The organism is Streptomyces sp. NPDC058653, assembly GCF_042716895.1.
GTDB lineage: Bacteria > Actinomycetota > Actinomycetes > Streptomycetales > Streptomycetaceae > Streptomyces.
In genome coordinates, this window is the sequence record NZ_JBHXRM010000008.1 from 114,575 (window position 1) to 125,610 (window position 11,036).

The following is an 11,036-nucleotide window of genomic DNA, read 5'->3' on the forward strand; positions in this document are numbered from 1 at the left end:
ACCTGTCAAGCAAGGGCTTGATCGTAGGGAGTCGCCGTCTACGGCGGGCAGACCGCGCGCGAACACACCGGAAACTCGTGTCAACGGCGCGCGTCCGGTCGCCGGGCTCGATGTGCGCGGGGGGCCGACCCGCGAGTACCGTACTCACCTGCGACGAGTTAGTCGGCTCGCAACGACCGCTCACCAACCGGAGGACCCCGTTGTCCCGCTTTGCGCTCGTCAAGGCAGTGCTCGGACCGATCTTGCGTCTGATGTTCCGGCCGCGGGTGGAGGGCGCCGAGAACATCCCGGGGACCGGTCCGGTGATCCTCGCCGGCAACCACCTGACCTTCATCGACTCGATGATCCTGCCGCTGGTCTGCGGGAGCCGTCAGGTCTTCTTCATCGGCAAGGACGAGTACGTCACCGGTAAGGGGATCAAGGGCCGGATGATGGCCTGGTTCTTCACCGGCTGCGGCATGATCCCGGTGGACCGCGACGGCGGACACGGCGGTGTCGCGGCGCTGATGACCGGCCGGCGGGTGCTGGAGGACGGTCATATGTTCGGCATCTACCCGGAGGGGACGCGCTCCCCCGACGGCCGGCTGTACCGGGGCCGTACGGGCATCGCGCGGCTCACGCTGATGACCGGCGCGCCCGTCGTCCCCTTCGCGATGATCGGGACGGACAAGATCCAGCCGAACGGCGCGGGCATGCCGCGGCCGAGCAGGGTGACCGTCCGCTTCGGCGCGCCGATGGAGTTCTCGCGGTACGACGGCATGGACCGTGACCGCTATGTGCTGCGGGCGGTGACCGACTCCGTGATGACGGAGGTCATGCGGCTCGGCGGGCAGGAGTACGTGGACATGTACGCCACCAAGGCGAAGGCCGCCTGACCGACTGTCCGGTCCCCCGTCGGGCCGCTGTGCGTCGGCCGGGCACGCGCTCAGCCGAAGGGCCGCTCGGCTGAACGGCCCTTCGTCAGTTCGTACGTTCCGGCCCCCGTCGCCCCGCGCGGCACCGCGGACACGGTGCCCCCCCGCGGGCAGGGCGGCCGGCACCCGGTGTGCGCTCGCAGGCGGCGGCGACCGGCCAGGGCGTACGGCGCCCCCTCAGCCGACCCGTTCCACCGCGTCCGCCGATTCCTCCGTGTCGTCCTCCAGCGTGTCGTCCTCCAGCTTGGAGCCGCGCAGCAGGAACCACGCCGCCGCCGAGGCCGTCAGGAGGATCGCCGCCCCCGTTCCCGCCGCGATGCTCAGGCCGTGGACGAACGCGTCCTGGGCCGCCGTGACCAGCTCCGTCGCCTGGTGGGCCGGGACCGTGGTCGCCGAATCGATCGCGCCGCCCAGGGACTCGTGCGCCGCCGACGCCGTCTCCGCCGGTACGGCGTCCGGCGTGGGGAAGCCCCGGTAGACGCCTGTGACGATCGAGCCGAGGAGGGCGATGCCGAGCGCGGCGCCCAGTTCGTACGCCGTCTCCGAGACCGCCGACGCCGCGCCCGCCTGTTCCCTGGGGACGCTGGAGAGGATCACGTCGGCCGTCACCGTGAAGGAGAATCCCGCGCCCACGCCGACGACGAGCAGCACCCCGCCGAGCAGCGGGTAGCCGGTGTTCTCGGTCAGACCGACGAGTGCCGCGGTCGCGAGGCCCACACCGGCGAGGCCGCCGGCGACCACGGACCGTACGGAGAAGCGCCGGGCCGCCCGGCCCGCGAGCAGGCCCGCCGTCACGGCGCCCACGGCCGCGGGCAGTTCGGCCAGGCCCGCCTCCAACGGCCCCCGTCCCTGGACGAGTTGCAGATACTGCGAGAGGAAGAAGATCAGCCCCGACAGACCGAAGATGGTCAGCAGGTCGGCCAGTACGGCTCCGGAGAAGCCCCGGTTCCTGAACAGCCGCATGTCCAGCAGCGGGTGGCGGATGCTCAGCTGTCTGCGGACGAAGCCGACGAGCGCCAGGCCGCCGATCACCGCCGCCGCAGCGACGTCCCAGCGCGGCCCGTACGCCGCGGCCTCCTTCACCGCGTACACGACGCCGACGATCCCGACGAGGGACAGGACCACGCCCGCCAGGTCCCAGGGACCCGGCGCCGGGTTCTTCGACTCCGGGAGGAGCCTCACGCCGACGACGACGAGGACCGCCATCACGGGCAGATTGATCAGGAAGACCGAGCCCCACCAGAAGTGCTCCAGCAGGAATCCGCCGACCACCGGACCCACGGCCGCGCCCGCCGACGCCGCGGCGCCCCAGACGCCGATGGCGACGCTGCGCTCCCGGGGGTCGTGGAAGATGTTGCGGATCAGGGCGAGGGTGGCCGGCATCAGCGTCGCGCCGGCGACGCCCAGCAGCGCCCGCGCGACGATCATCATCTCCGGGCTGGTCGCGTAGGCGTTGAGCACGGAGACGGCGCCGAAGGCCACGGCTCCTGTCAGCAGCAGTTTCTTGCGCCCGATCCGGTCGCCGAGGCTGCCCATGGAGACGAGCAGTCCCGCGATGACGAACGAGTAGATGTCGCCGATCCAGAGCAGTTGCGTGCCGGACGGCTTGAGGTCCTCGCTCAGGAACGGTGTGGCGAGGCCGAGCACCGTGGCGTCGACCGCCACCAGAAGTACCGCCAGGACGAGTACGGACAGGGCCAGCCAGCGCCCCGGGCGGTGCGTCGGATCCGTCGTCGTCCTCGCCACCAGGCCGGTGCCGGTCATCACTCCACACTCCGTCGCGCTCCGCCGAGCAGCAGCTCGGCGATCATGTACTGGAAGTCCTTCGCGGCCACCCGTCCGTCCTGGACGGCCCAGGCGGCGGTGCCGACGAGCCCGTAGAAGGCCTCGGTGAGCCAGGCGGGCGGCAGGTCGATCCGGAACTCGCCCCCTTCCTGTCCGCGCCGGAAGAGCGCGGAGACCCGGGCGTCGAGCCGGTCCCAGCCCTCGTTCACATCGCCCTCGAAGAGCTGGTTCTCGGTGACGAGGAAGGCGAGGAGCCCGGCGGACGGCTCGACCTCGGCGATGAGCCTGCGGAGCGCGTCGCTCGCGGACCCCTCGTCCGTACGCGCCGTGTCGAGCGCCGCCTCGAACTCCCGGATACCCAGCTCCTCCAACGCTTTGACCAGGGCGTCCCGCCCGGCGAAGTGCCGGTGCAGGGTGGCCCGGCCGATGCCGGAGGCCCGCGCGACCTCGTCCATGGTGGCGGTGGCCTTGCGGGTGAGGAGGGCTGCGGCGGTGCGCAGCACCTGGTCACGATCGACTGTCATGAGACAACCATAACCCAAATGAGACATTCATGTCTCACTCATGGCAGGGCACTGTCAGGGAGGGTCCCGCCACGGGATATCTTGATGTCGAGCAATGTTGCAGACGTGGAGCGGAGCACCCGGTGACAGACTCGACCATCATCTACACGCACACCGACGAGGCCCCGGCCTTGGCCACCTACTCATTCCTGCCTGTGGTCGAGGCCTATGCCTCGACGGCCGGGGTCACGGTGGAGCGCCGTGACATCTCCCTGGCGGGGCGGATCATCGCCGGTTTCGCCGACCGTCTCGAACCGGGACAGCGGATCGACGACGCCCTGGCGGAGCTCGGCGCCCTGGCCAAGACTCCCGCGGCCAACATCATCAAGCTGCCGAACATCTCGGCGTCGATCCCGCAGCTGAAGGCCGCGATCGCCGAGCTCCAGCAGCAGGGTTACGCGCTCCCCGACTACCCGGACGACCCGAGGTCCGACGAGGACAAGGACGTACGGGCGCGCTACGACAAGGTCAAGGGCAGCGCGGTGAACCCGGTGCTGCGCGAGGGCAACTCGGACCGCCGCGCCCCCGCCTCGGTGAAGAACTACGCCAAGGCGCACCCGCACCGGATGGGCGCCTGGACGGCCGGCTCGAAGACCAACGTCGCGCACATGGACGCCGACGACTTCCGCTCCACCGAGAAGTCCGCCGTGATGACCGAGGACGGCTCGCTGCGGATCGAGCTGGTGGGCGACGACGGGAACACCACCGTCCTGCGTGAGTCGGTACCCGTGCTGGCCGGCGAGGTCGTGGACGTGTCCGCGATGCGCGTCGCCGCGCTGCGTGAGTTCCTCACCGCGCAGATCGCCCGCGCCAAGGCCGAGGACGTGCTCTTCTCGGTGCACCTCAAGGCCACGATGATGAAGGTCTCCGACCCGATCGTCTTCGGCCACACCGTGCGCGCCTTCTTCCCCAAGACGTTCGCGGAGCACGGTCACGCGCTCGCCGAGGCCGGTCTGAGCCCCAACGACGGTCTCGGCGGCATCCTCAAGGGCCTGGAGTCGCTGCCCGGCGGATCGAAGATCGCCGAGTCCTTCACCGCCGAGCTGGCGGAGGGCCCCGCTCTCGCGATGGTCGACTCCGACAAGGGCATCACCAACCTGCACGTGCCGAGCGATGTCATCGTCGACGCGTCGATGCCGGCCATGATCCGCACCTCCGGCCATATGTGGGGCCCGGACGGCGCCGAGGCCGACACGCTCGCCGTCATCCCCGACAGCAGCTACGCGGGCATCTACCAGGTCGTCATCGACGACTGCCGCGCCAACGGCGCCTACGACCCCTCCACCATGGGTTCGGTGCCCAACGTCGGTCTGATGGCGCAGGCGGCCGAGGAGTACGGCAGCCACGACAAGACCTTCGAGATCCCGGCCACCGGCACGGTGCGCGTCGTGGACACGGCGGGCGACGCCGTACTGGAGCAGACGGTCAGCGCCGGCGACGTCTTCCGGATGTGCCAGACCAAGGACGTGCCGATCCGGGACTGGGTCAAGCTCGCCGTCGGCCGCGCCCGCGCCACCGGCAACCCGGCCGTGTTCTGGCTGGACGAGGGCCGCGCGCACGACGCCAACCTGATCGCCAAGGTCAACGCGTACCTGCCCGAGCACGACACCGAGGGCCTCAGCATCGAGATCATGAAGCCCGTCGAGGCGATCGCGTTCTCGCTGGAGCGCATCCGGCGCGGTGAGGACACCATCTCGGTCACCGGCAATGTCCTGCGTGACTATCTGACCGACCTCTTCCCGATCCTGGAGCTCGGTACGAGCGCCAAGATGCTCTCGGTCGTGCCGCTCATCAACGGCGGCGGGCTCTTCGAGACGGGCGCGGGCGGCTCGGCGCCGAAGCACGTACAGCAGCTCGTCAAGGAGAACTACCTGCGCTGGGACAGCCTGGGCGAGTTCCTCGCACTGGCCGTCAGCTTCGAGCACCTCGCGACGACCACGGGCAACGCGCGCGCCCAGGTGCTGGCCGACACGCTCGACCGCGCCACCGGCTCGTTCCTGAGCGAGAACAAGTCGCCCAGCCGCAAGGTCGGCGGGATCGACAACCGCGGCAGCCACTTCTATCTCGCCCTCTACTGGGCGCAGGAGCTGGCCAGGCAGACCGAGGACGCCGAGCTCGCCTCCTCGTTCGCGGCTCTCGCCAAGACGCTGACCGAGCAGGAGGGCACGATCGTCGAGGAACTCCTCGCCGTGCAGGGCTCGCCGGCCGACATCGGCGGCTACTACCAGCCCGACCCGGCCAAGGCCGAGGCCGTGATGCGGCCGTCGAAGACGTTCAACCAGGCGATCTCCACCCTGGGCTGATCCGGCCGCGCGACCGGGAAGCCGGACGGGCCCGACCCGAGCCCGTCCGGCGACCGTGCGGAATGCGCGGTCACCTCTTCGCCGTCGCCCACGCGTGCTGGATCGCCAGGTCGGTCTTCACCTCGGCGAGCTGGACCGCGACCGCCGAGGGCGCCGTACCGCCGCGCCCGTCGCGCGACGCCAGCGCGCCGGAGACGTCGAGAACCGTACGGACCTCCGGAGTCAGATGCTCCGAGATCGAGGCGAACTGCTCGTCGGTCAGCTCGTCCAGCTCGATCCCCTCCTTCTCGCACGTCTTGACGCACTCACCCGCGACCTCGTGCGCGACGCGGAACGGCACACCCTGCCGTACCAGCCACTCGGCGATGTCGGTGGCGAGCGAGAAACCGGCCGGGGCCAGCTCCGCCATCCGCTCCCGGTTGACGGTGAGCGTCGCCATCATGCCGGTGAACGCGGGGAGCAGGACCTCCAGCTGGTCGCAGGAGTCGAAGACCGGCTCCTTGTCCTCCTGAAGATCGCGGTTGTACGCGAGCGGCAGCGCCTTGAGCGTGGCCATCAGCCCCGTCAGATTGCCGATGAGCCGGCCCGACTTGCCACGCGCCAGCTCGGCGATGTCCGGGTTCTTCTTCTGCGGCATGATCGACGAGCCGGTGGAGAAGGCGTCGTGCAGCGTGACGAAGGAGAACTCCTTCGTGTTCCAGATGATCACCTCTTCGGCGATCCGCGAGAGATTGACCCCGATCATCGCGGTGATGAAGGCGAACTCGGCGACGAAGTCCCGCGAGGCCGTGCCGTCGATCGAGTTGGCGACCGAGCCGTGCTCGAAGCCGAGGTCCGCGGCGACCGCCTCCGGGTCGAGCCCCAGCGACGACCCGGCCAGCGCGCCCGATCCGTACGGGGAGACCGCCGTCCGCTCGTCCCACTGCCGCAGCCGCTCCGCGTCCCGCGACAGGGACTGCACATGCGCCAGCACATGGTGGGCGAAGAGCACCGGCTGGGCGTGCTGAAGATGCGTACGGCCCGGCATCGCGACGTCCGGGTGCGCCTCGGCGAGGCCGACCAGCGCGTCCTGGAGCTCGGCGAGCAGCCCGCCGATGATCCGCGCGTGGTCGCGGAGATACATCTTGAAGAGGGTGGCGACCTGGTCGTTGCGGGACCGGCCGGCGCGCAGCTTGCCGCCGAGGTCCGGGCCGAGCTGTTCGAGCAGGCCGCGTTCGAGCGCGGTGTGGACGTCCTCGTCGGCGATGGTCCCGGTGAAGGAGCCGTCGGCGACGGCCGCCTCCAGCCGGTCGAGCCCCGCGAGCATCCGGTCCAGCTCCTCCTCGTCGAGGAGACCGGCCTTGCTGAGCACGCGCGCGTGCGCGCGGGAGCCCGCGATGTCGTACGGCGCGAGGCGCCAGTCGAAGTGCACGGACGCGGAGAGCTTGGCCAGGGCCTCGGCGGGACCGTCGGCGAAACGGCCGCCCCAGAGCCGGACGTCACCGGTGTTGCTGCTCACTGCGGGAGCTCCTTGGAGTGCGGTCGTGGGTGTGCGGTAGGGAGGGCCGGGCTCCGCCCCGGACCCCGGACCCCGATCGCCGGACGGGCTCGGGATGAGCCCGTCCGGCGATCGAGGACTTTCGGCAAGGGGCGGGGAAGACGAACTACGCCAGGTCGCGCTTCGCGGCGATCTTCGCGGAGAGGCCGAACAGCTCGATGAAGCCCTGTGCCTTGGACTGGTCGAAGGTGTCGCCCGAGTCGTACGTCGCCAGGTTGAAGTCGTACAGCGACTCCTCCGAGCGCCGGCCGGTGACGACGGCCCGGCCGCCGTGCAGGGTCATCCGGATGTCGCCGGTGACGTGCTGGTTGGCCTCGTTGATGAAGCCGTCCAGGGCGCGCTTGAGCGGGGAGAACCACAGGCCGTCGTAGACCATCTCGCCCCACCGCTGCTCGACCTGCCGCTTGTACCGCGCCAGCTCACGCTCGACGGTGACGTTCTCCAGCTCCTGGTGGGCGGTGATCAGCGCGATCGCGCCCGGGGCCTCGTACACCTCGCGGGACTTGATGCCCACGAGCCGGTCCTCGACCATGTCGATCCGGCCGATGCCCTGGCCGCCGGCCCGCTCGTTGAGCTGCTGGATCGCCTGGAGGACGGAGACCGGCTTGCCGTCGATGGCGACCGGGACGCCGGCCTTGAAGGAGATGACGACCTCGTCGGCCTCGCGGGGCTCCGCCGGGTTGGAGGTGTACTCGTAGATGTCCTCGATCGGGCTGTTCCAGATGTCCTCCAGGAAGCCCGTCTCGACGGCCCGTCCGAAAACGTTCTGGTCGATGGAGTACGGGGATTTCTTGGTGGTCGCGATCGGGAGGTTCTTCTCCTCGCAGAACGCGATCGCCTTGTCACGGGTCATCGCGTAGTCGCGGACCGGGGCGATGCACTTCAGCTCGGGGGCGAGGGCGACGATGCCGGCCTCGAAACGGACCTGGTCGTTGCCCTTGCCGGTGCAGCCGTGGGCGACGGTGTCGGCGCCGTGCTTCTTGGCCGCGGCGACGAGGTGCTTGACGATCGTCGGCCGGGAGAGCGCCGAGACGAGCGGGTACCGGTCCATGTACAGCGCGTTGGCCTTGATCGCCGGGAGGCAGTACCCCTCGGCGAACTCGTCCTTGGCGTCCGCGACCTCGGCCTCGACCGCACCGCAGGCGAGCGCGCGCTTGCGGATGACGTCCAGGTCCTCGCCGCCCTGACCGACGTCCACGGCGACGGCGATGACCTCGGCGCCCGTCTCCTCGGCGATCCAGCCGATGGCGACGGAGGTGTCCAGGCCTCCCGAGTAGGCGAGTACGACGCGCTCGGTCACGGGTTTCTCCTTACGGTGCATACGCTGATGGGTATAACTATGCAGTCCTCCGTATGTTTTGTCAATGTGGGCCGCGACTGGCCCCTCCGGCGCTCTCCGTGATCTCCGCCGCCAGCACCAGGGGATGGCTGTGCTCCAGGTCCTTCGTGGCGGTGAGCAGCGTGAGGGTGCCGTCGGCGGCCAGCTCCCGGAGCCGTTCCAGCGCCCCGGCGGCGGCCGAGCCGGATTCCGCCAGCTCCACGCGGTACCGGTCGGCGAACTCCTCGTACTTCCCCGGGTCGTGCCCGTACCACTTCCGCAGCTCCGCCGAGGGGGCCGCGTCCTTCAGCCAGTCGTCGAACGAGGCCTCGGCCTTGGCCAGCCCGCGCGGCCAGAGCCGGTCGACGAGCACCCGGGTCCCGTCGTCGGGCCCCGGCGCCTCGTAGACCCGTCGGACGGCCACCTCGTGCGTCGGTCTCTTCTTCGTCATGCGTCCCGGCCCATCCCGTCCTCGGTCACGACTCGACGCGCGCGACAGTCGGCGCCGACAATAAATGCCATGGGAAAGCACTACGAACGAATCGACGGCCGCATACGTACGTTCATCGAGGAACAGCCCCTCTTCTTCACCGCAACGGCCCCGCTCGCCGACGACGGTCACGTCAACGTCTCCCCCAAGGGCCGCTCCGGCACCCTCGTCGTACTGGACGAGTCGACGCTCGCCTATCTCGACTTCGGCGGCAGCGGCGCCGAGACCATCGCCCATCTGCGGGAGAACGGCCGCATCACCCTGATGTGGTGCGCGTTCGACGGACCGCCGAAGATCCTGCGGGTCCACGGGCGCGGGGAGCCGATCTTCCGGGACGACCCGCGCTGGGCGCAGTACATCGGGCGGTTCGCCGACGCGGACGGGCCGAGCGCGCGGGCGATCATCCTGGTCGGCGCGGTACGGATCAGCGACTCGTGCGGCTTCGCCGTCCCCTTCATGGACTACCGGCAGGAGCGCACGCAGCACGCGGAGCACTTCGCCAGGAAGACGGACGAGGAGTTCGCGGCGTACTGCGAGAAGAAGGAGTACGTGGGGGTGAGCCTGGACGGGCTGCCCGCCCTGCCGCTGCCGCTGCCCGCGCGCACGGACGGGCCCGCAGAGGCCGCCGCGCCCCGTTCGGCGTAGCCCGGCCGCGAGCTGAGAGGCCGTCATCCGGCGGCGGGCGTACGGTCCGAGCATGCGCACCCTTCTCACGCTCGGCTCGGTCCTGCTCGCCGTCGTCGCCACCGTCGGGGCGGGTCCCGTCGCGGCCGGGGCCGCCCCGTCGGGCCGTGCGGCCCTCGCCGACACCTCCGTACCGCTGCCCGAGCGGATGGCGGACACCGGCGGCGGCAGCCAGCTCATCACCGCCGAGGCCGCCACCACCGGCGCGACCACGGGGCGGCTCACCTGGTGGGACCGGCGCGGGAAGCACTGGGTGGCGGCGGGATCGGCCGACGCGCGGTTCGGGGCCGGCGGGCTGGTCGGGGGCACCGAGCGCGTGCAGGGCACCTCGACCACACCGACGGGGCTGTACGACCTGCCGTACGCCTTCGGCATCCGGCCCGCCCCGGCCGGGACCCGTTTCGCCTACCGCCCGGTGACCGAACGGTCCTGGTGGTGCCAGGACAACGACTCGCGCGCGTACAACCGCTGGGTCGAGGGGCTGCCGGCCGACTGCCGTGCGGCGGAGGCGGAGCGGCTGACCGCGTACGGCGCCCAGTACGCCCACGCTCTGGTCATCGGCTTCAACTACGACCGGCCCGTGCGCGGCCGGGGCGCCGGCATCTTCCTGCATGTCAACGGCAAGGGGGCGACGGCCGGTTGTGTCTCCGTACCGGCCGGGGCCATGAGCCGCGTCCTGGCATGGGCCGACCCCGCGCGCTCCCCGCACATCGCGGTGGGCACGGCTTCGGGCCGTACGGCGATCACGAGGTACTGAACCGGCGCCACCCGCCCGCGGGTGCTCAGCCGTCCTTCTGGGCCAGCCGCAGCAGATGGTCCGCGAGCGCCTGCCCGCCCGCCGGGTCGCGGCTGATCAGCAGCAGCGTGTCGTCGCCGGCGATGGTGCCGAGGATGGGGCGCAGTTCGGCCTGGTCGATGGCCGAGGCGAGGAACTGGGCGGCGCCCGGCGGCGTACGGAGCACCACGAGGTTCGCGGAGGCCTCGGCGGAGATGAGCAGTTCGCCGGAGAGCCGCCGCATCCGCTCCTCCTTCGCCGACTCGCCGAGCGGCGCGTGCGGGGTGCGGTAGCCGCCCTCGCTGGGGACCGCGTAGATCAGCTCACCGCCGGTGTTGCGGATCTTCACGGCGCCCAGCTCGTCCAGGTCGCGCGAGAGCGTCGCCTGGGTGACGTTCAGACCGTCGTCGGCGAGGAGCTTCGCGAGCTGGCTCTGGCTGCGGACGGGCTGCCGGTTGAGGATGTCCACGATCCGGCGGTGGCGCGCGGTGCGGGTCTGGGGTACGGACGGGCCGATGTGCTGCTCGGCCCCTTCCGTGTCCCCGGCCGCTCCGCCGGCACCGGCCGTGCCGTCGGCCCCCGCCGTGCCGCCCGCGCCGCCCGTTCCGTCCGCGCCGTCCGTGTGGGTGCCGTTGTGCTCTGGTGGTGCCTGCGCCTCGGTCATCGT

At 70.9% G+C, this 11,036-nt stretch carries 10 protein-coding genes; 4 read left to right on the forward strand and 6 right to left on the reverse strand.

The annotated features are described in order from the left end of the window. Positions 1–110 precede the first annotated feature (110 nt). Complete coding sequence (locus tag ACFWU9_RS09890) at positions 111–875, forward strand: lysophospholipid acyltransferase family protein (protein WP_384316316.1); 765 nt, start codon at positions 111–113, stop codon at positions 873–875. A 216-nt stretch (positions 876–1,091) separates the two neighbouring features. Here ACFWU9_RS09890 and ACFWU9_RS09895 read toward each other — a convergent pair whose 3' ends face one another. Then, positions 1,092–2,678 carry an MFS transporter gene (locus ACFWU9_RS09895; RefSeq protein ID WP_384316157.1) on the reverse strand — a complete coding sequence of 529 codons (1,587 nt, stop codon included), beginning with the start codon at positions 2,676–2,678 and terminating at the stop codon, positions 1,092–1,094. Beyond that, positions 2,678–3,223, reverse strand: a complete 546-nt coding sequence (locus ACFWU9_RS09900; protein WP_384316159.1) for a TetR/AcrR family transcriptional regulator — start codon at positions 3,221–3,223, stop codon at positions 2,678–2,680. The genes ACFWU9_RS09895 and ACFWU9_RS09900 overlap by 1 nt, the downstream gene beginning before the upstream one ends. Positions 3,224–3,345: 122 nt before the next feature. On the opposite strand from ACFWU9_RS09900, the gene ACFWU9_RS09905 reads away from it, so the two are divergent. Beyond that, entirely contained in the window at positions 3,346–5,565 is a 2,220-nt protein-coding gene (locus ACFWU9_RS09905) for an NADP-dependent isocitrate dehydrogenase (protein ID WP_384316161.1), read from the forward strand. Positions 5,566–5,635: 70 nt separating this feature from the next. On the opposite strand, the gene argH is transcribed toward ACFWU9_RS09905, so the two are convergent. From argH to ACFWU9_RS09920, 3 genes are all read right to left on the reverse strand, one after another. Beyond that, positions 5,636–7,063, reverse strand: a complete 1,428-nt coding sequence (argH, locus tag ACFWU9_RS09910; RefSeq protein WP_384316163.1) for an argininosuccinate lyase — start codon at positions 7,061–7,063, stop codon at positions 5,636–5,638. 145 nt (positions 7,064–7,208) lie between these two features. Further along, positions 7,209–8,402 carry an argininosuccinate synthase gene (locus tag ACFWU9_RS09915; RefSeq protein ID WP_384316165.1) on the reverse strand — a complete coding sequence of 398 codons (1,194 nt, stop codon included), beginning with the start codon at positions 8,400–8,402 and terminating at the stop codon, positions 7,209–7,211. A 61-nt stretch (positions 8,403–8,463) separates the two neighbouring features. Next, positions 8,464–8,871, reverse strand: a complete 408-nt coding sequence (locus ACFWU9_RS09920; RefSeq protein ID WP_384316167.1) for a DUF488 domain-containing protein — start codon at positions 8,869–8,871, stop codon at positions 8,464–8,466. Between the two features lie 69 nt (positions 8,872–8,940). Here ACFWU9_RS09920 and ACFWU9_RS09925 point away from each other — a divergent pair, with 69 nt between their 5' ends. Together ACFWU9_RS09925 and ACFWU9_RS09930 are read left to right on the forward strand one after the other, a co-directional pair. Then, positions 8,941–9,555, forward strand: coding sequence for a pyridoxamine 5'-phosphate oxidase family protein (locus ACFWU9_RS09925; protein WP_384316169.1), 615 nt, complete (start codon positions 8,941–8,943; stop codon positions 9,553–9,555). A 52-nt stretch (positions 9,556–9,607) separates the two neighbouring features. Beyond that, positions 9,608–10,351, forward strand: a complete 744-nt coding sequence (locus ACFWU9_RS09930) for a L,D-transpeptidase (protein WP_384316171.1) — start codon at positions 9,608–9,610, stop codon at positions 10,349–10,351. A gap of 25 nt (positions 10,352–10,376) precedes the next feature. Here ACFWU9_RS09930 and ACFWU9_RS09935 read toward each other — a convergent pair whose 3' ends face one another. Continuing rightward, positions 10,377–11,033 (reverse strand): arginine repressor, encoded by a 657-nt coding sequence (locus tag ACFWU9_RS09935; protein WP_384316173.1) that lies wholly within the window; start codon positions 11,031–11,033, stop codon positions 10,377–10,379. Between the last annotated feature and the right edge of the window lie 3 nt (positions 11,034–11,036).